The organism is Bacillus sp. FSL W8-0640, assembly GCF_038007725.1.
In the GTDB taxonomy this organism is placed as follows: domain Bacteria; phylum Bacillota; class Bacilli; order Bacillales; family Bacillaceae_G; genus Bacillus_A; species Bacillus_A cereus.
The window spans coordinates 4,490,184-4,510,727 of the sequence record NZ_JBBOXT010000001.1; the positions used below are offsets into that span (position 1 = coordinate 4,490,184).

The following is a 20,544-nucleotide window of genomic DNA, read 5'->3' on the forward strand; positions in this document are numbered from 1 at the left end:
TATTTCATCAACTTACTATAACGAAATGTAAAGGGGAAAGATACTCTTGAACAAAAAACAAATGCTACTCGGATCCTTTCTATGCTTACTCGCCGTCACTGCCTGGGGATTTATGTTTCCTGTAATGGCAAATGCTCTGCAATTTATCGATCCATTCTTCTTCACAACGCTTCGCTATGGATCAGCAGCTATTATTTTTCTTATTTTGCTATTAATTACTGAAGGAAAGACTTCACTCCGCTTAGAAAAAAGAACACTTTCTCTATTCTTTTACGGGACAGTCGGTTTCGCGGGGTATGGTTTTCTCGTTTTCTACGGACAACAACTTGCCGGACCTTCCGGAGCAATCCATGCAGCTATGATTCAATCCCTTATGCCACTAATTGCCTTATCACTGCAATGGATAACGAAAAATCGCCGCCCACAAAACTATACATTCCTTTGTATGTTCGTTGCATTACTTGGTGTTATGCTTGTCATTTCAAAAGGAAATATTGAATTACTATTTGGAGCTGCAAGCCACTTATCAACAAATATATTGATGCTATGCGGCGTTACTTGCTGGGTCATTTATACAAACGGGGGTGCTCGTTTTCAATCTTGGTCACCACTTAGGTACACGACATTAACTTGTTTATTTGGCTCCATTTCACTCATCGTTATTGTTACTTTCTTAACGTACACAAATATAGTTACTATGCCGTCACTGCGTACAGTTGTGAGCGTTCGTTTTGAACTCTTTTATATGTCGATTATCGCAGGCGTTATCGCTGTATTTTGCTGGAATATGGGAAATCGCTATATTTCATCTATTAACGGCATATTATTTATGAATTTAGTTCCTATCCTTGCACTGATTGGTTCTATCTTTCGAGGTTATACAGTCGATAAAATTGAAATCGCTGGAGCTGCATTAACAATTATCGCGCTATTATGTAACAATTTATGGCAAAGAAAAGTAAACATAAAAATCCCCACCTCAGTTCGTTAGGTGGGGATTCTTCACATATGAACAGCTCTTGGCCATTCATGGTACATATTCGCTTTACATAATGCTTGTTCCATCCATTGCTCAATCTCTTTCGTGTACATCTCTATAAAAAATGTCTCAGACGGGAAAGAATGCAGTACTTCTGATATATATTGTGGATATAAAAACGGCATATTTATCATACCTTTTAATTGCGTCATAAACATTGTAAATGATACTTTCTGAAATTCTTGTTTCATTTGTCCTTGTCTAATCATTTGTTCTATATAATATCTTTCTTTAGAAAAATAAACGGTCATCACTTCACGAATTAATGTCGTATCAAGCGAAAGCTCTCGGTAGAAGAAACGTGTTAGTTCTCTATTTTCAAATTGATATCGTAAAATCCCTCGCACCATTTGCACCATCACATCTTTAGCCGACAAATACTCTCTCTGTTCAAACGACATTTCAATCACATGAATATATCCTTCTAAAAAATCAGTAATAAGCTGTTCTAATAAACCTTGCTTCCCAGCAAAATAATATGAAATATTCGCTACATTCACATCCGCTCGCTTTGCAATGTCTCGCACCGACGTTCCATCATAACCTTTCGTATTAAACAACGATATTGCCGCATCAATTACTTTTTGTTTCGTCTGCTTCATGCGCTCACTTCCCTTCAATGAACAGCTATAGTTTAAATTTCTTGACTTTTAAGACAAATTCCTTTAATTTTCTATCGACAAAGTCATGTGAAATACATCGTATTTTGCTAATATTTTACACATCTCGATAAAAAAGGAGCTGTTTCCATGTTTACTAAAGAAAGTTATGCAGGATCTCGCGTGCAGCAATATGAGACAGTAATTAAACAACTGGATGCGTTATTAACTGGCGAATCAAACGTAGTCGCAAACTTATCAAATGCGTCCGCATTATTAAACCAATTTTTAGATCGCGTTAATTGGGTTGGCTTTTACGTAACAGAAGGAAATCAGCTTGTCCTTGGACCGTTCCAAGGAATGCCTGCTTGCGTACGCATTCCATTTGGACGAGGCGTTTGCGGCGTAGCAGCTGAAACGAAAACAACGCAGCTTGTAGCAGACGTTCACCAATTCCCAGGTCACATCGCTTGCGATAGTGCTTCTAATTCGGAAATCGTTGTACCGATTGTGAAAGAAGGAGCTGTCATTGGTGTACTGGACATTGATAGTCCTGAAAAAAATCGTTTTGATGAATTAGATCAGCGCTATTTAGAAAAGTTTGTGGAAACACTCCTAAAACATATGTAAAAAGAAAAGAGCGAGTTATCGATTTAGTACGTCCTGTACAAAACCGATAGCTCACTCTTTTTTCATTGATTAACAGTAGATATTTTCTTTAATGCCTGCTCTAAATCAGAAACGATATCCTCCCACGATTCTAAACCGACCGATAAGCGTATTAAATTATCGAAAATGCCCATTTCTTTTCTTAGTTCCGCTGGAATCGCAGCGTGCGTCATCGTTGCTGGATGCTGAATTAACGTTTCTGTATCTCCTAAACTCACCGCAATTGTAATAAAGTGAAGATCATTAATAAACGCTTGCGTCTCTTCTTTTCCGCCTTTTACTGAAAAAGAAATAACACCGCCCCCGCGTTTCATTTGACGAGATGCTAACTCCCCTTCTGGATACCAAACACCTTCTACCGCATCATGTTTTCTTAAGAACGATACAATTTTTTCTGCATTATCACAATGACGATCCATTCTTACTGCTAACGTCTTTAACCCACGTAATAATAACCACGCATCAAACGGCGCCATAATACCGCCGATATCCTTTCGCATCGGGCGAATCTTTTCAGCTAATGCTTTCGTTTTACAAATTGTTACACCTGCTACAACGTCACCGTGACCACCAATATATTTTGTCGCACTATGCACAACAGCGTCACAGCCAAGCTCAAGCGGTCTTTGTAAATAGGGTGAACAAAACGTATTATCAACAATAACAAGTAAGCCTTTTCGCTTCGCAACCCGAATCACTTGTTTTAAATCAATTAATTTCATTGTCGGATTAATTGGTGTTTCAACGAAAATAAGCTTTGTATTTGGACGAATTTTATTTTCAATATCAACCTCTGTCTCCATATCACAAAACGAATGCGTAATCATAAATTTTTCTTCTAACACTTCTAAAAAACCGTACGTGCATCCGTATAATCCATTTGAACAAATAATATGATCTCCAGCCTTTAAAAAACCGATTAAAGTCGCTGAAATAGCTGCCATACCAGATCCGAAGGCAAGTGCCTCTTCTCCTCCTTCTAACACCGCCATACGTTCTTCAAATAATTTCACAGTTGGATTTCCAAGCCGTGAGTAAATATAAGATGGATCCACTCCCGCAAAACTCGCCTCTCCTTGCTGCGCAGTCTCAAATGTAAATGTAGAAGTTTGAAATAAAGGTGGTGTTAAACTTCCTTTATGTTCCTCAGGTGTATAACCGTGATGAATTAACGCTGTCTCCATATGCTTCTTTTTCATAAAAACATCCCCCTTATGTTTTTATTGCCGCATATTCATCCATAAAAATTTGATGAACGTTTTCCTTCATTTTATGTAAACGTTTTATTTGTGTTTCTATCTCTTCTTCTATATTGTTTTAAATTCCTTCTTATATTAATTTCCAAAATTTATATGCATAAAACAAAAACGTACTCGCTTGACGAAACTCTGGGTAAAAGATATAATAGCGTTTGTGTAAAATAAAAAGGCAGCCTTGTAATGTGAGTTTATCGTTTGTATTTTGTTCCTCTACGGAGGTGTATCTCGTAACTCCCTGCTGCTGGAGCGAAGGTACATGAAAACAAAATGCCCGTAAATATCGATTACGTCTGTTTTTATTTTACGTAAATAAAAACATTTTTAAAGGAGGAGTCAACTATGGCTCGTTATACAGGTCCAGCTTGGAAACTGTCTCGTCGTCTTGGAATCTCTCTAAGCGGCACAGGAAAAGAATTAGAAAAACGCCCTTACGCACCAGGTCCTCACGGTCCTAACCAACGTAAGAAACTTTCAGAATACGGTTTACAATTACAAGAGAAACAAAAACTTCGTCACATGTACGGCATGACTGAGCGTCAATTCCGTCGCACATTTGACCAAGCAGGTAAAATGCCTGGTAAGCACGGCGAAAACTTCATGATCCTTCTTGAAGCTCGTCTTGACAACTTAGTTTACCGTATGGGCTTAGCTCGCACTCGTCGTGCAGCTCGCCAATTAGTAAACCACGGTCACATCATGGTTGATGGCGCTCGCGTAGATATCCCATCTTACCGTGTAAAACCTGGTCAAACTATCAGCGTTCGCGAAAAATCTAACAGCCTTGTTGTTGTTAAAGAAGCGATCGAAGTTAACAACTTCGTACCAGAATACTTAACTTTCGATGCTGACAAATTAGAAGCTACTTACACTCGTCACGCTGAGCGTTCTGAGTTACCAGCTGAAATCAACGAAGCATTAATCGTAGAGTTCTACTCTCGTTAATCTCGGTACTCTGCAAAGAGTATTATTAAAAGCCTTAGGAACCTTGTTTATCAAGGGGCCTGGGCTTTTTTTATTAAATATAGCCTGTATATGTATAAAAACGGAACAATGTAACAAAATAAAACTTAGCCCTCTCTCTAAAATTTCATCCATTTTTATCCACATTAATAAAAACCTACCCCTTAATTCATTTTTCTTTGCTGTACTCTCCTTTTGTTAACATTATTTTTACAACGTATTTATTTGTACATAATCTATACCTTCCCTTTTTCTATTCACATTCAACTTAAAAACCTCTTCATCACCCGAGCATCTGAATAAGATTAAAAAAACTTAATGAACAAGTATCTCTTTAACTGTCAAATTATTAGAATATTCAATTTACAACCCCTTCCTTAAATTGGTATTATTTTCTTGTAAGGGGAGGGAAAGTTACTAGAAGGAAGATATATTTTAGAGATTCCAACATCTAATAAAAAATTCAAAAAAATAGATGGATATATCAAGCTAGCAAAAGAAAAATATGATATTTATATTAGATTTAGGGAGGAATAATTGATGGCGTATGATTTAGAACCCGAAATTAAAGAGGTACTTGAGAAAATTGATTTTATTCAGAGATATAAAGCATTATCAAAACAATTTCCAGATAGAGAAAACACATTTGAAAACTATGAAAACGAAAAAGTAATTGCAGTATTTGAGTCTCTTGGCTATAAAGCTCGTTTTATGAAAAAAGAAAACTTTTTTATTGTTGGTGAGGTCAAGAATAAAAACATCTATACTTTTAGATTTAATATTAGTTTAAAACATGGCCTTGTTGAGTTTATTTGGTCTGCACGACATAATGGTGCAATAAGAGCTGGAGATCCATGGGCTATGTTTGTAGCAATATTATCAAATGATACAGAAAAAATACTTCGTCCATGCTTCCACAGTTACGATGAACTCAAAGAAATCATGAAAATTGCCTTTGAAATGTACGAAGATTTTAAGCGAGAATTGATTCCTATTTATTCATAATGTAAAAAGCTACCGAAGACACCAAAACAGTTACTTCGAGTAGCTTTTATTTATATATATTAAAGTTATTTATTTTCCTCTTTTTGAACATATACATAAGCATCTTTCTGCTCTTTATGTATATCAACTTTCGAATTCTCTGCAAGTTGACCCGCGTTTAGCAAAGAAAAAATAATCAACGCTTCTAGTGACATTTCGTTTTACCACTCCTTTCTAATTGTTATACGTTTATCATACCGCTTACATGTGATTTCCGTATGAACTCGAAAAGGAGATTAAAACAAAAAAGCTTTGAGGAAATTCCTCAAAGCTTTTTATTTATTAGTAACGAATTAAGAAATATTTCTTCTTACCGCGGCGAATGATTGTGAATTTACCTTCGATGCGGTCGTTTTCTGTTACAACGTAGTCTAATGCTTGTGTACGCTCACCGTTCACGTAGATTGCGCCGTTCGTTACATCTTCACGTGCTTGACGTTTTGATGGAGAGATTTTGCTTTCTACAAGTAAGTCGATTAATACTGTATCTTCTGCAGTACGTTCTACAGATGGTACGTCTTTGAATCCTTGCTCGATTTCGCTTGCAGTCAGTTCTGCTACAGAACCGCTGAATAATGCAGCTGAAATTTTAATCGCTTGCTCTAATGCTTCTTCGCCGTGAACAAGTTTTGTCATTTCAGAACCTAATGCTTTTTGTGCTGCACGTTTTTCTGGCGCTTCAGCTACTTGCTTTTCAAGCTCAAGAATTTCTTCATGAGATAAGAATGTGAAGTATTTTAAGTATTTAACAACGTCGCGGTCATCTGTGTTAATCCAGAATTGGTAGAACTCGTAAGGAGTTGTTTTCTCTGGGTCTAACCAAATTGCGCCGCCTTCGGTTTTACCAAACTTCGTACCGTCAGATTTAGTAACTAGTGGAATTGTTAAACCGAATGCTTTCGCATCTTCTTCTGATTTACGGATTAATTCAAGACCAGCTGTAATGTTACCCCATTGGTCACTACCACCGATTTGTAGACGGCAATTATGTTGCTGATATAAGTTTAAGAAGTCGTATGATTGTAAAATCATGTAACTAAACTCAGTGAATGAAATACCAGTTTCTAAACGAGATGCTACTGTATCTTTTGCTAACATATAGTTTAAACCGAAGTTTTTACCGATATCGCGTAAGAATGAAATTACATCTAAGCTACCAAGCCAGTCGTAGTTGTTAGCCATCGTTGCTGGGTTGTCCACGTTTTCAAACTCTAAGAAGTTTGAAAGTTGGTTTTTAATGCTTTCTGTGTAGTAAGCAACTGTATCTTTCGTATTTAATGTACGTTCTGCTTTTTTACCACTCGGGTCACCGATCATACCAGTACCACCGCCAACAAGTGCGATTGGTTGGTGACCAGCTAATTGGAAACGACGTAACATTAATACTGGTAACATATGACCAATGTGTAAGCTATCCGCTGTCGGGTCGAAACCACAGTATAATTTAACGCTTTCTTTTTCTAATAATTGCTCAAGGCCCTCAGCATCTGTTTGCTGATTAATTAGACCGCGAAATTCAAGATCTTGTAAAATACCCATATCCTACATACTCTCCTTTAAGTTCATTACTGGCGTGAAGGTTGAAAACATAAAAAAATCGCCCCTTCAAATAAGGGACGATTTTGATTATCGCGTTACCACCCTAGTTGCAGGCAAAAAAGCCTACCACCTTATTTACATAACGGCTTAGCACCGTCTTTTCCCTTTTGAATAAAATTCAATCGAAAAAAGATGCTCTAGGGGCGTAATTCGCGATCATCTATGTGCTGATTTTCACCGGCCATCAGCTCTCTAAAACAGGGAAATGATCACTACTTCTCCCTTTCCACGCTCAATTATTCATATACTTTTCTTTATACCATCATTTATATAGGCATGTCAAATAGAGGTCAGGTTTCCCTTCTTGTCAATCCTTTACAACACCATAAAGAGTATCGTAATAAGAGAAAGAATTGGAACCCCAACTAATAACGATACATGAAACACAATCGATAAATCATTCCCAATGGTCGCCTCCACAGGATCTTTCGCTGGGGAACCAAGAAACCCGATTAATCGATCGAATCGACTTACCGTTTTTGGAAAGTCTGGTATTTCTACATGATCACTATCTAAATGTTGCTTTAACTTATATTCACTCTTAAAGGGATTTTCGCTCAATTTCGTCCACCTCCAGCAATTGTTTCAATTTCTTTATCCCGTTATGAAGTCTCGATTTCACCGTTCCAATCGGAATGTTTAATATCTCTGCAATTTCTTTTTGCTGCATGTCATGATAATAAGAAAGGATTAGGACCGCTCTTTGCTCTTCTGGAACTTTCAAAATTGCTTCTCTTACTGTGAGCCGATCTTCGTGAGAAAATTCTTTTTCCGGAATCGGCACTAAAAATGGCAAAAGCGTACGCCACTTTTTTCTCCTATTTAATTTATTAATCATAAGACGATAACCAATTTGAAATAAATACGTTTTTATTTTACCTTTTTCAAGTTCATACATATGTTTCTTACGCTCTAGCGTCAAAAACGTATCTTGCACAAGATCGATACTTAATTGTTCATCTCGGTTAAATCGATATAAAAATGTGTATAGCGCTGGTTTGATTAAAACATATAGTCTTTCTCCCGCTTGTTTATCTCCACTTTGATACGCAAGCATGAGCTCCTCCTCAATCCCAATCTGCGCCATGATTTTTGATCTCCTTTATTCCTTTTAACGTTAATGAAATACGGGAAATTAAATATGCAATCGCAATAAAAATCCACAATTGTGATTGATTTGTAAAAAATTGCACATATGGGTTTTGAATCGTAAATCCCATTGTAACTAAAGTATTTAACGCTTGCACACATATGCATGCATACAACGCAAGGCAGATAGAAATAGTGTCAAATACATTCCAGCGAAAATACACTTTTGTTTTTGTAAAATCAATTTTATATCCATTTTTCCGTACTATATGTTTTCTATCAAATGGAATAATGATTGAAAACATAACACCCATTATAACTCCAGCTGTAAGCATTGATACTCTATATCCAATTGGTATCGGTAAGAAAAGACCACAAGAAAATACAACTATAATTCCAATTACAGCAAAAGTAAGAAGTAATTTATTAGACATAAAAAAGCCTCCCTCATCTATTCTTTCATAAATGTATACAGACGAGGAAGGCACTTCGTTCAAATATTATTTTAGTTTTTTTATAATCTTTGCAGGATTCCCGCCAACTACTACATTATTAGGCACATCTTTCGTTACGACAGCACCAGATGCGATCACCGCATTGTCTCCAATTGTTACACCTGGATTAATAATTGCTCTTCCGCCAATCCATACGTTATCGCCAATTGTAACTGGTTTTCCGTATTCTGATCCGCTTATACGCTCTACCGGATCAAGTGGGTGCGTTGCTGTATAAATGTGAACACCTGGAGCTAACATACAGTTCACTCCGATTGTTACCGGGCATACGTCTAAAATCGTACAGTCAAAGTTCGCGTAAAAATTTTCACCGACATGAATGTTATAGCCGTAATCACATCTAAAAGAAGATTCAAGATGAATATTATCTCCTGTCGTTCCGAATAATTCTTTTACGATTTCGCTACGCTCTTTCAATTGCTCTTCTGGCGTATCATTTAATTTTCTCGTTAATATACGTGCTTGCTCCCTCTCTTGAACTAAAACTGGATCAGCCGGTATGTACATTTCTCCTAGTATCATCTTTTCCTTTTCTGTTTTCATCATACTATCCCCTTTAACTTATATATATAAGTTCATGATATCATAAAAAAGAAAGGCCTGAACATTTTTCGTTCAGACCTTTCTCTCTTAATCTTCCATCGTTGATAAGTCACCTGTTGGTAAGTTTAACTCCCACGCTTTTAATACGCGTCGCATAATTTTACCACTTCTCGTTTTCGGTAATTTATCTCTAAATTCAATTTGTCGTGGCGCTGCATGAGCTGCTAGGCCTTTCTTTACAAATTGACGAATTTCTTCTTTTAATTCATCAGATGGTTCGTATCCTGCTCGAAGTGCGATAAATGCTTTAATAATTTCGCCGCGCACCGGATCAGGAATACCAATTACACCAGCTTCTGCAACAGCACCATGCTCGATTAATTTACTTTCTACTTCAAACGGACCAACGCGCTCACCTGACGTCATAATTACATCGTCAATACGCCCTTGGAACCAGAAGTATCCATCTTCATCCATATAGGCAGAGTCACCTGATACGTACCAATCTCCCGGCATGAAATAAGATTCATATTTTTGCTGGTTATTCCAGATCCCACGCATCATAGATGGCCAACCTTTCGCAATTGCTAAGTTACCCATCGTGTAAGGAGGCACTTCATTTCCTTCATTATCAACAATCGCTGCTTTCACACCTGGAATTGGTTTACCCATTGAGCCTGGACGGATTTCCATACAAGGGTAGTTACAAATAACTTGTCCACCTGTTTCTGTCATCCACCACGTATCATGAATACGAAGTCCAAATGCATTCATACCCCAGCGAATTACTTCTGGATTTAACGGCTCACCAACGCTTAATACGTGGCGCACTTGTGATAAGTCATATTTTTTAATTGCGTCTTGTCCAGCTCCCATTAACATACGGAATGCTGTTGGTGCGCTGTACCAAACCGTTACACCGTAATCTTGCAGCGCTTCATACCAAGCTTCTGGACTAAAGCGTCCACCTAAAATAACATTTGACGCTCCAACTAACCACGGTGCGAAAATACCGTAAGCTGTTCCAGTTACCCAGCCCGGGTCAGCAGTACACCAATATACATCGTCTTCTTTTAAATCTAACACCCACTTCGCCGTTTGATAGTGCTGAACCATTGCGTTTTGCGCATGAAGCACACCTTTTGGCTTACCAGTAGAACCAGACGTGTAATGTAAAATCAAACCGTCTTCACGGCCTAACCATTCAATATGTAATTCTTTTGAAGCTTGTTCAAATAAAGGATTGAACGCTACCGTTTTACCGCCTTCTTCTACATTATCTCCAACAAGGAAAACTGTTTTTAAAGCCGGTAAATCATTTAATGGTACGCGCTCTAACAATTCAGGCGTTGTAATTAACACCTTTGCTTCGCTATCTTCTAAGCGATCGCGAACTGCGCCTTCCATAAATGCTTCAAATAGCGGTCCAACAATTGCTCCTAATTTCACTGCACCTAAAAGTGCGAAATATAACTCTGGAGAACGTGGCATAAAAATAAAAACGCGATCGCCTTTTTCTACATCACCATAGTTCTTAAGGACGTTTCCTGCTTTATTAGAAAAATCCTTCATTTCCTTAAATGTATATTTCTCTTTTCGCGATCCATCTTGATAATAAAGAGCTACTTTATTCTTTCGATCGGATTTCGCATGCTTATCAATTGCCTCATACGCCATATTTACTCGGCCTGTTTCATTCCAAGTAAAGTTTTTATTAACCTCTTCCCAGTTAAAATTCGCGTATGCCTCATCATAATTCGGCAAATTATTTTCTCCTTTAATGACAGGAAGCGTTTCTACTTTCATACTTTACATCCCCCTCCTATGTATTCTATTATCTATTATAATGATATTATTTAAAATTTTCAGTATATTTGTTGATTTTTAGACAAATTTTTAATGACAAATTTCGATTCACATCGCATATATTATAAAGTACGATATTAATAGATTCACAAACCCTCAAGGTGGTGAGCAATACATTGATTCATAAAAAAATATATAATGCTAGAAACTTAAAAACAGCGAAAGGCACTTTAATTATTGAAGGTCCTGTCTCTACACATAACTTAGAAATGTATGAGTTTCATCCAGACTTAATTGCGTTTCGTCCTGCCGAGCAACAATATAAAGCAATTGTCGAAATTTCTAAATTACCAGAAGCTCGTCTCATTATTGCTAGACATGACCAAACAATTGTTGGATATGTTACATACTTGTATCCTGATCCACTTGAACGATGGTCAGAAGGAAAAATGGAAAACTTAATTGAGCTTGGGGCAATTGAAGTAGTCCCAGCCTTCCGCGGGAGTTCTGTCGGAAAGAACTTACTAGAGGTTTCTATGATGGACGATTATATGGAAGATTACATTATATTGACGACTGAATATTATTGGCACTGGGATTTGAAACAAACAGGATTGAATGTGTGGGAATACCGAAAAGTAATGGAGAAGATGATGAATGCTGGCGGGTTACAATGGATGGCTACAGACGATCCTGAAATTTGTTCACATCCTGCCAACTGTTTAATGGTCCACATCGGTAAACGCGTTGATACGGATTCTATTCAAGCTTTTGATCGTCTACGTTTTCACAATCGTTTTATGTATTAATAAAGGGGGCAACTGGAATGATTGTAGAAGAAATTATGAATCAAAATGTAGTTACATTGCATCCAAACGATACAATCGAAACAGCAATCCGAACGATACGCACGAAAGGCATTCGGCACATTCCAATTGTCGATCAAAATAATCACGTCGTAGGCATTATTTCTGATCGGGATGTAAGAGATGCAAGTCCGTCTATTCTAGATGAACAAGTTTCAATCGATATGCTACAGCAACCGCTCGAACTTATTATGAAACATCCTGTTATGACTTGCCATCCTCTCGATTTCGTTGAGGAAATTGCTACTTTATTTTTTGAAAATAAAATTGGCTGTCTTCCTGTTACAAAGGCTGGGAAGTTAGTTGGAATCATTTCTGAATCTACAGTACTGCACACATTAGTAAAATTAACAGGAGCACATCAACCAAGTTCGCAAATTGAAATTCAAGTAAAAAACGAACCTGGTATTCTTGGAAAAGTCGTTGCTATTTTTAGTGATTTACAAATAAATATCGTGAGCGTTCTCGTCTACCCAGCAAAAGACGAGAATGATAAAGTACTCGTTTTCCGCATTCAAACGATGAATCCTCTAAAAGTGATTGATGCACTTGAAGCAGAAGGTTACCGCGTATTATGGCCAAACATCATGGGGATGCAGGCATGAGTAGCGCGTTTATTTATTCGGATGACTTTCGGGGCTATTCATTTAGCCCTGATCATCCTTTTAACCAACTGCGCGTCACACTTACGTATGATTTATTACAAAAGGGCGGTTTCATCTCTCCCTCTCAAATCATCTCACCACGGATGGCTACAGATGAAGAGATCGCCTACGTTCATACAGAGGAGTACATAAATGCGGTAAAACGTGCTGGAGAAGGAAAGTTAGAAAAATCAATTGCAATGACATATGGACTCGGAACAGAAGATACACCGATGTTCCCAAATATGCACGAAGCAAGCGCATTGCTCGTTGGCGGTACGTTAACAGCTGTCGATGCTGTTCTTTCCGGAAAAGTAAAACACGCACTTAATTTGGGCGGCGGCTTACATCACGGCTTTCGCGGCAAAGCATCTGGCTTTTGTATTTATAACGACAGTTCTATCGCAATGAAATATATTCAAAAGAAATACGGTTTACGCGTCTTATATATTGATACAGATGCTCATCACGGTGATGGCGTACAGTGGTCGTTTTATGATGACCCTAACGTATGCACCATTTCACTGCATGAAACTGGTCGCTATTTATTCCCTGGAACTGGCGCTGTAAACGAACGTGGACAAGGTAATGGTTATAGTTATTCTTTTAACGTTCCACTCGATGCTTTTACAGAAGATGAATCATTCTTAGAATCATATCGAACTGTTGTAAAAGAAGTTGCAGCGTACTTTAAACCGGATATTATTTTAACGCAAAATGGTGCTGACGCACATTATTATGACCCACTTACACATCTTTGTGCGACAATGAATATTTACCGCGAAATACCGAAGCTCGCTCGTGAAATTGCTAATGAATATTGCGACGGTCGCTGGATCGCTGTCGGCGGCGGTGGCTATGATCACTGGCGCGTCGTTCCAAGAGCTTGGGCGCTCATTTGGCTCGAAATGAACAACATCCAAAACATCTCAGGTTATCTCCCTCCAGAATGGATTGAAGCTTGGAAAGGACAAGCAGAAACAGAACTTCCCCTCACATGGGAAGATCCAGACAACATGTATAAACCTATCCCCCGTAAACCAGAAATTGAAGAAAAAAACGCATTAACTGTAGCGAAATCCCTTGAAATTATTCGGAATAATATGACAAAATCTTTATACTAAAAGAAAAGGAGGCTCGTTTTTGAATAGCCTCCTTTTATTTAAAGCTTGCTATTATTGTCGTTTTCTGTCGGTAAGTCGATATATTTTAATAATCGCTGATATATTCCGAGTTACGCCGATATATTTTGATAATCGCTGATATATTCCGAGTTGCGCCGATATATTCTAATAATCGCTGATATATTTTCATTTTATAACAGTCTGGCCCAACTTTTATGAGAAAAGGTCGTGATATTATGTGGACACAACAAATAATCAACACGAAACGCGGTACATTTGAACTCTTTACAAAAGGAAATGGCGAATCGCTTTGTATTACACATCACTATTCACAATTTAATGAAACTGGTGATTACTTTGCGGATGTTTTTACTGCTACGCATCGTGTATTTCTCATTAATTTACGAGATACTGGTCGCTCTGTAACCGCCCAGTCAGAAAACGAATTAAGCATGATTGAAACAATCCACGACTTAGAAGCAATACGAGAAGCATTACAACTTCCAACATGGCATTTCGCCGGTCATTCAACAGGTGGTATGCTTGGACTTTTATATGCGATTACATATCCAAATTCCTTACAATCATTAGTCGTAGCAGGAGCTGCAGCAAGTAACTATACCGAAACACCATTTTGCATTTATCACCCAGCACATCCACAGTTTCATTATATGCAAAAACTCATCGAAAACTTAAAAAGCCCTCACCTTACAAGTGAAGAACGAAAAGAACTATCTACTGAGAGAACAAAATTATCATTGTATAAACCAGAAAACTACAACTCTTATTTTTGTAAACCAATCAATAAAACAATGTCCGTTAGCCGGATGAACGCTTTCGCCAATGAATATCCTTCATATGATTTAAGAGAGTATTTACCTTTCATCCAAACAAAGACACTTATTATATGCGGAAGATATGATGTGCAGTGTCCAGTTCAATATTCTATCGAGATACATGATGGGATACGTAATTCTATCTTCATTCCATTCGAAAACAGCAACCATTATCCTTTTTTAGAAGAAGCGACCCTGTTTACTTCTACTACTCAAATATTTTATAAATCGTTACGCCAGTACCGTTATTATTAAGGAAAGCTCACAGTCTCTATAAGACTATGAGCTAAATTTTCAGAAGAAATATTTCGTACTATATAAAAATAAAAGATAAAAGGAAAAGAGCACCAAACCTACATCAAACAACACTGACTTTTTATCTCCTTCTTTTAAACCTATCGTAATATTAAAAATGCTTCTAACTATCCAACCTAATACTAAAAATAACCAGCCGAAATGATCATTTGTATAATCTTTATCATAAAACATTTGTATTGCACCAATAATTAATAAAATAATTATAATATTAGTTCCAATCCTTAAGACCTTGTTTGATTTATTATCTTGTAATGTATCTCCCAAAATGTAGCACACCCTCTCATGCTCTCCTCTGTTTTGTTTCTCTTTACATTTTAACATAAATTACCTATTCCTTCCTTTTCATTCGAATAACATACAAAAAACCTGCCAATTACTCGGCAGGTATATTACACGTTAAAACGATAACCAGCTCCCCATACTGTTTCAATATATTGCGGGTGAGCAGGATCTCTTTCAATTTTTTCACGTAGCTTTCTAATGTGGACGACAACAGTGGCTAAATCCCCAGCGGAATCTAATCCCCAAATGCGTTCAAATAACTGTTCTTTATTTAATACTTGGTTTGGATGTGTGACAAAGAATGTTAATAAATCAAATTCCTTCGTTGTAAACGCAACTTCTTCATTGTTTATAAAAACTTTTCTCGCTCGTTGATCGATAGAAATTCCGTGAATATATAACGTATCACGTTGCTTACTTACATTTCCTAATAATCTTTCATAACGGGCAATATGTGCTTTTACTCTTGCGACTAATTCACTCGGGCTAAACGGTTTCGTTATATAATCATCCGCTCCTAATCCAAGTCCGCGGATTTTATCTATATCTTCTTTTTTTGCTGAAACAAGTAGAATCGGAATATCTTTTACAGCACGTATTTGTTTACAAATTTCGAATCCGTTCATTTTCGGAAGCATAATATCTAAAATAATTAAATCATAGTCTTCTTGCAAGGCTGTTTGTAAACCTATTTCTCCTGAATGCTCTACATCAACTTGGAAATCATTAATTTCTAAATAATCTCGCTGTAATTCTGCAATACTTACTTCATCTTCTATTAATAAAATTCTTTTCAATTTACTCACCACATTCCTCTACTTTTTCCAATGAGAAGAAAATGCTTGTGCCTTTACCAAGCTCGCTTTCCGCCCAAATTTCCCCGCCATGTTCTTCAACAATTTGCTTCGCTATTGCTAAACCAAGTCCACTTCCACCTGTGCTAGAATTCCGCGATTGCTCTGCACGATAAAAACGTTCAAAGATATACGGCAATGTATCAGCTTCTATACCTGATCCGTTGTCCATCACTTTCACAATAACTTTATTATTATCACTCGATACTGTTACAGTAATTTTCTTCTCTTCTTTATCCATGTATTTCACACTATTATGAATTAAATTTGATATCACTCTATTTATTTTTTCACAATCAGCCGTTACATATAGTGTTGATGCATGTAATTGTAAGTTAACTTCTATACCTTCTTTACTTAAATCCATCTGCATCTCTTCTATTAATTCTTGCATAAACGTATTTAATTCAACTGTTTCAAACTGGAATGGAACTCGATTCAAATCGAGCTTCGAAAATAAAAATAGTTCATCAATGAGTGTGTCCATATGTTTTGCCTTCGTATGGATAGTTGTTAAATACTTATCCATTTTTTCTGGCGTATTTGCTACCCCGTCCTTTATTCCTTCTACATATCCTATAATTGATGTAATCGGTGTTTTTAAGTCATGAGAGATGTTTGAAATAAGCTCTTTTCGATTTTCTTCATACTGTGTTTGCATCTCTATCGATTCTTTTAATCTCTTCCTCATTTCCTCAAACCCTTGATTTAATTGCCCTATTTCGTCGTGTGATGTAATTGGTATTTGAAAATCTAAATTTCCTTCTTTAATTTTCTCCGTTGCGCCTTTCAATACAAAAATTGGTTTTATTACACTTCTTGAAACGAGGTAACTTAATAATCCAATGAGTAAAATGGCTAGTAGTAAAAGCGATACGAATAAGATTGGAAATAATTTTTGTGTAAGATCTACAAATGAACTTTGCTTTTTTAATACAAATATACTTCCCTCTTCTTCCTGAGGAAAATAAAAATCAAACTTTACATATCGATAAAATGTATCGCCTAGTTCCGTTGTACCACGACTATTAATATTTGCTGATTCAAATTTCGGAAGGGCTTCTTTTAAAGATACACTTTCAAATACGTTTGAAGCATATGAAAGTGTTTCTCCTTTTCTTACTACTATTTTCACACCCTCTTTTTCTATTGCTGAGACAAACGACTCATCTAACAATTGAGATTGATGCTGTTTGGCTGCTGACTTCAACTCAAGATAGGCATTCTCTTCTTCTGGTGTAAGCGGCTTTTGAATGTAAGAACTTTTATAGAAATTTTTCACTGCTTCCAAGTCACCTGTTATCGAAAAAACGATTAAAAATCCCGTGACTAATATAAGCGTAATGGAAACGAGGATAACAGCAATATAAGAAAATAAAAACCTTGTTTTAATAGACATATCTTAAATCCTCACTTTATCAAACCTTATTATTTATAAGCATAAAAATATATGTTCAATTACTCAAGCGATTTTATAGTAATTTTAGCGTCAGTTTATAAAAATTTAATGTTCCTATTTTACAGTTGAAATTAGGAGGTTGAAATTCCATGTTCAAAAAAACATTCAGTATGATATGTTGCGTAATTTTTTTACAAGGATGCTCGCAAGAACAAGAAGTAAAAAAGGAGATGATAAACATGGAGACTGCACTACTAGCAGCTACTGAAAAAAATGAAACGAATACTGTTATATCTTTACTAAAACAAGGCGCAAATATAAATGCGACGGATAGTCAAGGACGTACTCCGCTTATGATTGCTACATACAAAAATGATGTAAAAACCGCAAAGGCACTTATCGAAGCTGGTGCTGACGTAAATATCCAAGATGACATGAAAAATAATCCCTTTCTATACGCCGGTGCGGAAGGTTACTTAGACATTTTAAAACTAACAATTGATGCTGGTGCAGATCCTACGATTACAAATCGTTACGGCGGAACAGCTCTTATCCCAGCCTCAGAACATGGCTATATTGACGTTATAAAAGAACTCCTCACTCGAACAAATATTGATGTAAATCATGTAAATAACCTGGGATGGACAGCTTTAATGGAAGCCATCGTACTAAGTAACGGAAACGAAACACAGCAACAAGTCATTCGCCTTCTTATTGAGCACGGTGCAGATGTAAATATTCCAGACAATGATGGTGTTACTCCGCTAGAGCATGCTCGCGCTCATCACTTTGAGGAGATAGAGAAGATTTTGTTAGAAGGCCGTAAGTAAAAAGCTAATTTTTGCCTTCCTCCCCCACCCTATGCTACATTTAAGCCGTTACATTACTATTAATAGGGGGGAATAAACATGAACAAACCTAAAATTGGGATGATTGGACTTGGAAGTATTGCGCAAAAGGCCTATCTTCCAACACTTACAAAAGAAACTGATTGGAATTTTGTAGGGGCGTTTACACCTAACGCACAGAAAAGAAAACAAGTTTGCCAGCAATACCGAATTCAAGACTTTCATTCTATTGAAATGTTAGCTTCGGAATGCGATGCAATCTTCGTTCATAGTTCAACTGCATCGCATTATGAAATCGTTTCTGAACTTCTAAAAAAAGGGATCGACGTTTATGTTGATAAACCGCTAGCAGCTACAGTGGAACAAGCTGAGCAACTAGTCGAGTTGAGCGAGAAGTATAACCGAAAATTAATGGTCGGATTTAATCGCAGATTCGTTCCTATGTATGTCGCTGCCAAAGAACAGGCTCATGATATTTCATGGATTCGAATTGAAAAGCATCGTACAAATAAAGTCGGGCCATATACGTACGACTTCACTATGTTAGATGATTATTTACACATTGTAGATACCGCTCGCTGGTTAGCTAATGATGACCTTAACGCCGTTCACAATATGATGCAAATCAATGAAAAGAATGAACTTCTTTACGGACATCATACATATACAACTCCAAGTGGACTATTACTTTCTACTGCAATGCATCGCCATGCCGGTACAAATTTAGAACAAATTGAACTTGTAACGCCAGGGAAAATCATTCGCGTAAAAAATATGAATACATTTGAAATTGAACAGGAAAACTCAGTTTCACAAAGTGGTTCCCCATCATGGGATACGACGTTAAAACAACGTGGTTTTGAAGATGCTGTTCATCATTTTATTGAGTGTGTACAAGGCGATACAAAGCCTGTTGTAGACGGATTAGAAGGATTAAAAACGCAGCAAATGCTACAATCTTTACTAGATGATGTAAATAAAAATTAAAACGGATACATTTTTCAGAATTTACTTTCATTCCCATTCCCTCTTTATTTCTCTCGTAAATTTCTATAGAATATGTTGATAGGAATTATAAATTTCATAATGAATCGTGGAAAGGATGGGATTAACACATGTGGAACGAGTTTAAAAAGTTCGCTTTCAAAGGGAATGTAATCGATTTAGCTGTCGGGGTTGTAATCGGTGCTGCATTCGGTAAAATCGTTAGTTCTTTAGTAAAAGATATCATCACACCATTACTTGGTATGGTATTAGGTGGCGTTGACTTTACAGATTTAAAAATTACATTCGGTAAATCATCTATTATGTATGGTAACTTCATCCAAACTATTTTTGATTTCTTAATTATTGCAGCTGCTATCTTTATGTTTGTTAAAGTTTTCAACAAACTAACATCTAAAAGAGAAGAAGAAAAAGAGGAAGAACTTCCAGAACCAACAAAAGAAGAAGAACTTCTTGGCGAAATTCGCGACTTACTAAAACAGCAAAACTCTTCTAAAGATAGAGCATAATTGAACGGATAAAAAGGCATGTCCCTCGGGACATGCCTTTTCTATATGCTATAACGTTTCCGAATTCATATGAATAAATAAAATAATACCAGCAACCACAAGTACCATAATGCTACCTGCAAATAGTGTAATACCAATAAACATTAAACTTGTGCTCATATCTACTGATACACTTTCAATAAAAATAGAAATTACATACGTGATAAGGGCAATTCCTGCAAGAATACTTCCTGGAACAAATCGCTTTAAACCATTTTGTTTTAACGTCATATATGCAAAAATAGCAGTCATACAAAGCGTAATTATCCAAAGAACGATCATCTCTTTTCCCCCCTCACAAGCCTTTTCTTTCTATTATACATGACATTGCCCTATAATAGTTAAATTTGCACTTATGTGACATATAACAAGGAATAGCCCCATCTATAGCGAAGGCATTATGAAGAGAATCACAATACACTTTTTGAAGAAAGCATTATTCTTGTTAAAGCAAACAGTTTAGAGGATGCTCACGAACTTGGTAAAAAAATTGCTATGCAATCTGAAGATACGTACGATAATATGTACGATGAGCAAGTAACGTGGACGTTTCGAAAAGTGTTGCATGTGTTTGAATTAGACGATACCCCCTTTGAAACTGGAAAAGAATTGTACGCAAGATTTTTACACGTTAAGAAAAATAAAGCGGTGGATACAGTCGTACAAAAATACTATCCTGAATCCGAATAAAAGCTCAC

24 protein-coding genes, 1 pseudogene and 1 other annotated feature are annotated in these 20,544 nt (G+C 36.7%); of the genes and pseudogenes, 12 read left to right on the forward strand and 13 right to left on the reverse strand.

The window, feature by feature from the left end:
* The first annotated feature begins 46 nt into the window (after positions 1-46).
* On the forward strand, positions 47-991 hold the full coding sequence (locus N2V80_RS23215) for a DMT family transporter (RefSeq protein WP_002101415.1): 945 nt from the start codon (positions 47-49) through the stop codon (positions 989-991).
* A gap of 11 nt (positions 992-1,002) precedes the next feature.
* Here N2V80_RS23215 and refZ read toward each other — a convergent pair whose 3' ends face one another.
* Positions 1,003-1,641: a forespore capture DNA-binding protein RefZ gene (refZ, locus tag N2V80_RS23220; RefSeq protein WP_000814921.1), complete on the reverse strand. Its 639-nt coding sequence runs from the start codon at positions 1,639-1,641 to the stop codon at positions 1,003-1,005.
* A 147-nt stretch (positions 1,642-1,788) separates the two neighbouring features.
* On the opposite strand from refZ, the gene N2V80_RS23225 reads away from it, so the two are divergent.
* Entirely contained in the window at positions 1,789-2,268 is a 480-nt protein-coding gene (locus N2V80_RS23225; protein WP_000494337.1) for a GAF domain-containing protein, read from the forward strand.
* A gap of 62 nt (positions 2,269-2,330) precedes the next feature.
* Here the strand turns inward: N2V80_RS23225 and megL are convergent, their stop codons facing one another.
* Positions 2,331-3,506, reverse strand: a complete 1,176-nt coding sequence (gene megL, locus N2V80_RS23230; protein WP_000726572.1) for a methionine gamma-lyase — start codon at positions 3,504-3,506, stop codon at positions 2,331-2,333.
* A gap of 399 nt (positions 3,507-3,905) precedes the next feature.
* Here megL and rpsD point away from each other — a divergent pair, with 399 nt between their 5' ends.
* Entirely contained in the window at positions 3,906-4,508 is a 603-nt protein-coding gene (rpsD, locus tag N2V80_RS23235) for a 30S ribosomal protein S4 (RefSeq protein WP_000135317.1), read from the forward strand.
* 558 nt (positions 4,509-5,066) lie between these two features.
* Positions 5,067-5,531 (forward strand): hypothetical protein, encoded by a 465-nt coding sequence (locus N2V80_RS23240; RefSeq protein WP_000312819.1) that lies wholly within the window; start codon positions 5,067-5,069, stop codon positions 5,529-5,531.
* Between the two features lie 65 nt (positions 5,532-5,596).
* Here N2V80_RS23240 and N2V80_RS23245 read toward each other — a convergent pair whose 3' ends face one another.
* The 7 genes from N2V80_RS23245 to acsA form a co-directional block, all read right to left on the reverse strand.
* Positions 5,597-5,725, reverse strand: a complete 129-nt coding sequence (locus tag N2V80_RS23245; RefSeq protein WP_000050940.1) for a hypothetical protein — start codon at positions 5,723-5,725, stop codon at positions 5,597-5,599.
* 127 nt (positions 5,726-5,852) lie between these two features.
* Entirely contained in the window at positions 5,853-7,109 is a 1,257-nt protein-coding gene (tyrS, locus tag N2V80_RS23250) for a tyrosine--tRNA ligase (protein WP_000512092.1), read from the reverse strand.
* A gap of 70 nt (positions 7,110-7,179) precedes the next feature.
* Positions 7,180-7,407: a binding site (T-box leader), on the reverse strand.
* 77 nt (positions 7,408-7,484) lie between these two features.
* Positions 7,485-7,730: a hypothetical protein gene (locus N2V80_RS23255; RefSeq protein WP_001293778.1), complete on the reverse strand. Its 246-nt coding sequence runs from the start codon at positions 7,728-7,730 to the stop codon at positions 7,485-7,487.
* The gene (locus tag N2V80_RS23260) at positions 7,711-8,256 is read right to left on the reverse strand and encodes an RNA polymerase sigma factor (protein WP_000057201.1); all 546 of its coding nucleotides are present in this window, start codon (positions 8,254-8,256) and stop codon (positions 7,711-7,713) included. The genes N2V80_RS23255 and N2V80_RS23260 overlap by 20 nt, the downstream gene beginning before the upstream one ends.
* Positions 8,237-8,692, reverse strand: coding sequence for a hypothetical protein (locus N2V80_RS23265; protein ID WP_000066457.1), 456 nt, complete (start codon positions 8,690-8,692; stop codon positions 8,237-8,239). The genes N2V80_RS23260 and N2V80_RS23265 overlap by 20 nt, the downstream gene beginning before the upstream one ends.
* Positions 8,693-8,758: 66 nt before the next feature.
* On the reverse strand, positions 8,759-9,319 hold the full coding sequence (locus N2V80_RS23270; RefSeq protein ID WP_002026426.1) for a maltose acetyltransferase domain-containing protein: 561 nt from the start codon (positions 9,317-9,319) through the stop codon (positions 8,759-8,761).
* 84 nt (positions 9,320-9,403) lie between these two features.
* Positions 9,404-11,122 (reverse strand): acetate--CoA ligase, encoded by a 1,719-nt coding sequence (gene acsA, locus N2V80_RS23275; protein ID WP_000862050.1) that lies wholly within the window; start codon positions 11,120-11,122, stop codon positions 9,404-9,406.
* A 176-nt stretch (positions 11,123-11,298) separates the two neighbouring features.
* On the opposite strand from acsA, the gene acuA reads away from it, so the two are divergent.
* The 4 genes from acuA to N2V80_RS23295 all read left to right on the forward strand — a co-directional run bounded on the left by acuA (position 11,299) and on the right by N2V80_RS23295 (position 14,847).
* Complete coding sequence (gene acuA / locus N2V80_RS23280) at positions 11,299-11,931, forward strand: acetoin utilization protein acetyltransferase AcuA (protein ID WP_061654598.1); 633 nt, start codon at positions 11,299-11,301, stop codon at positions 11,929-11,931.
* A gap of 17 nt (positions 11,932-11,948) precedes the next feature.
* Positions 11,949-12,593, forward strand: a complete 645-nt coding sequence (locus N2V80_RS23285; protein WP_000634578.1) for an acetoin utilization AcuB family protein — start codon at positions 11,949-11,951, stop codon at positions 12,591-12,593.
* On the forward strand, positions 12,590-13,756 hold the full coding sequence (gene acuC / locus N2V80_RS23290) for an acetoin utilization protein AcuC (RefSeq protein WP_000092823.1): 1,167 nt from the start codon (positions 12,590-12,592) through the stop codon (positions 13,754-13,756). The genes N2V80_RS23285 and acuC overlap by 4 nt, the downstream gene beginning before the upstream one ends.
* 215 nt (positions 13,757-13,971) lie before the next feature.
* Complete coding sequence (locus tag N2V80_RS23295; protein ID WP_142407735.1) at positions 13,972-14,847, forward strand: alpha/beta fold hydrolase; 876 nt, start codon at positions 13,972-13,974, stop codon at positions 14,845-14,847.
* A gap of 39 nt (positions 14,848-14,886) precedes the next feature.
* Here the strand turns inward: N2V80_RS23295 and N2V80_RS23300 are convergent, their stop codons facing one another.
* The 3 genes from N2V80_RS23300 to N2V80_RS23310 all read right to left on the reverse strand — a co-directional run bounded on the left by N2V80_RS23300 (position 14,887) and on the right by N2V80_RS23310 (position 17,445).
* Positions 14,887-15,174: a hypothetical protein gene (locus tag N2V80_RS23300; RefSeq protein ID WP_000502934.1), complete on the reverse strand. Its 288-nt coding sequence runs from the start codon at positions 15,172-15,174 to the stop codon at positions 14,887-14,889.
* 125 nt (positions 15,175-15,299) lie between these two features.
* Positions 15,300-15,989 (reverse strand): response regulator transcription factor, encoded by a 690-nt coding sequence (locus N2V80_RS23305; protein ID WP_001986686.1) that lies wholly within the window; start codon positions 15,987-15,989, stop codon positions 15,300-15,302.
* 1 nt (position 15,990) lies between these two features.
* Entirely contained in the window at positions 15,991-17,445 is a 1,455-nt protein-coding gene (locus tag N2V80_RS23310; RefSeq protein ID WP_061654600.1) for a sensor histidine kinase, read from the reverse strand.
* Between the two features lie 149 nt (positions 17,446-17,594).
* Between N2V80_RS23310 and N2V80_RS23315 the strand changes: the two genes are divergently transcribed.
* From N2V80_RS23315 to mscL, 3 genes are all read left to right on the forward strand, one after another.
* The gene (locus tag N2V80_RS23315) at positions 17,595-18,275 is read left to right on the forward strand and encodes an ankyrin repeat domain-containing protein (protein WP_000474110.1); all 681 of its coding nucleotides are present in this window, start codon (positions 17,595-17,597) and stop codon (positions 18,273-18,275) included.
* 78 nt (positions 18,276-18,353) lie between these two features.
* Complete coding sequence (locus N2V80_RS23320; protein ID WP_001039709.1) at positions 18,354-19,280, forward strand: Gfo/Idh/MocA family protein; 927 nt, start codon at positions 18,354-18,356, stop codon at positions 19,278-19,280.
* A gap of 128 nt (positions 19,281-19,408) precedes the next feature.
* Entirely contained in the window at positions 19,409-19,807 is a 399-nt protein-coding gene (mscL, locus tag N2V80_RS23325) for a large-conductance mechanosensitive channel protein MscL (protein WP_000267003.1), read from the forward strand.
* 48 nt (positions 19,808-19,855) lie between these two features.
* On the opposite strand, the gene N2V80_RS23330 is transcribed toward mscL, so the two are convergent.
* The gene (locus N2V80_RS23330) at positions 19,856-20,128 is read right to left on the reverse strand and encodes a DUF3917 domain-containing protein (protein WP_000636590.1); all 273 of its coding nucleotides are present in this window, start codon (positions 20,126-20,128) and stop codon (positions 19,856-19,858) included.
* Between the two features lie 114 nt (positions 20,129-20,242).
* Between N2V80_RS23330 and N2V80_RS23335 the strand changes: the two are divergent.
* A pseudogene (locus N2V80_RS23335) lies at positions 20,243-20,536 on the forward strand (DUF4288 domain-containing protein); the annotation flags it as partial.
* Positions 20,537-20,544 lie beyond the last annotated feature (8 nt).

Bases quoted from the DNA above. Each gene is read 5' to 3' on its own strand.
- acuC (WP_000092823.1), top strand. From the start codon at position 12,590: ATGAGTAGCGCGTTTATTTATTCGGATGACTTTCGGGGCTATTCATTT.
- N2V80_RS23295 (WP_142407735.1), top strand. From the start codon at position 13,972: ATGAGAAAAGGTCGTGATATTATGTGGACACAACAAATAATCAACACG.
- N2V80_RS23310 (WP_061654600.1), bottom strand. From the start codon at position 17,445: ATGTCTATTAAAACAAGGTTTTTATTTTCTTATATTGCTGTTATCCTC.
- N2V80_RS23245 (WP_000050940.1), bottom strand. From the start codon at position 5,725: ATGTCACTAGAAGCGTTGATTATTTTTTCTTTGCTAAACGCGGGTCAA.
- N2V80_RS23260 (WP_000057201.1), bottom strand. From the start codon at position 8,256: ATGGCGCAGATTGGGATTGAGGAGGAGCTCATGCTTGCGTATCAAAGT.
- N2V80_RS23320 (WP_001039709.1), top strand. From the start codon at position 18,354: ATGAACAAACCTAAAATTGGGATGATTGGACTTGGAAGTATTGCGCAA.
- N2V80_RS23285 (WP_000634578.1), top strand. From the start codon at position 11,949: ATGATTGTAGAAGAAATTATGAATCAAAATGTAGTTACATTGCATCCA.
- N2V80_RS23270 (WP_002026426.1), bottom strand. From the start codon at position 9,319: ATGATGAAAACAGAAAAGGAAAAGATGATACTAGGAGAAATGTACATA.
- mscL (WP_000267003.1), top strand. From the start codon at position 19,409: ATGTGGAACGAGTTTAAAAAGTTCGCTTTCAAAGGGAATGTAATCGAT.
- rpsD (WP_000135317.1), top strand. From the start codon at position 3,906: ATGGCTCGTTATACAGGTCCAGCTTGGAAACTGTCTCGTCGTCTTGGA.
- tyrS (WP_000512092.1), bottom strand. From the start codon at position 7,109: ATGGGTATTTTACAAGATCTTGAATTTCGCGGTCTAATTAATCAGCAA.
- N2V80_RS23265 (WP_000066457.1), bottom strand. From the start codon at position 8,692: ATGTCTAATAAATTACTTCTTACTTTTGCTGTAATTGGAATTATAGTT.
- N2V80_RS23240 (WP_000312819.1), top strand. From the start codon at position 5,067: ATGGCGTATGATTTAGAACCCGAAATTAAAGAGGTACTTGAGAAAATT.
- acsA (WP_000862050.1), bottom strand. From the start codon at position 11,122: ATGAAAGTAGAAACGCTTCCTGTCATTAAAGGAGAAAATAATTTGCCG.
- N2V80_RS23315 (WP_000474110.1), top strand. From the start codon at position 17,595: ATGTTCAAAAAAACATTCAGTATGATATGTTGCGTAATTTTTTTACAA.
- megL (WP_000726572.1), bottom strand. From the start codon at position 3,506: ATGAAAAAGAAGCATATGGAGACAGCGTTAATTCATCACGGTTATACA.
- N2V80_RS23330 (WP_000636590.1), bottom strand. From the start codon at position 20,128: ATGATCGTTCTTTGGATAATTACGCTTTGTATGACTGCTATTTTTGCA.
- refZ (WP_000814921.1), bottom strand. From the start codon at position 1,641: ATGAAGCAGACGAAACAAAAAGTAATTGATGCGGCAATATCGTTGTTT.
- N2V80_RS23225 (WP_000494337.1), top strand. From the start codon at position 1,789: ATGTTTACTAAAGAAAGTTATGCAGGATCTCGCGTGCAGCAATATGAG.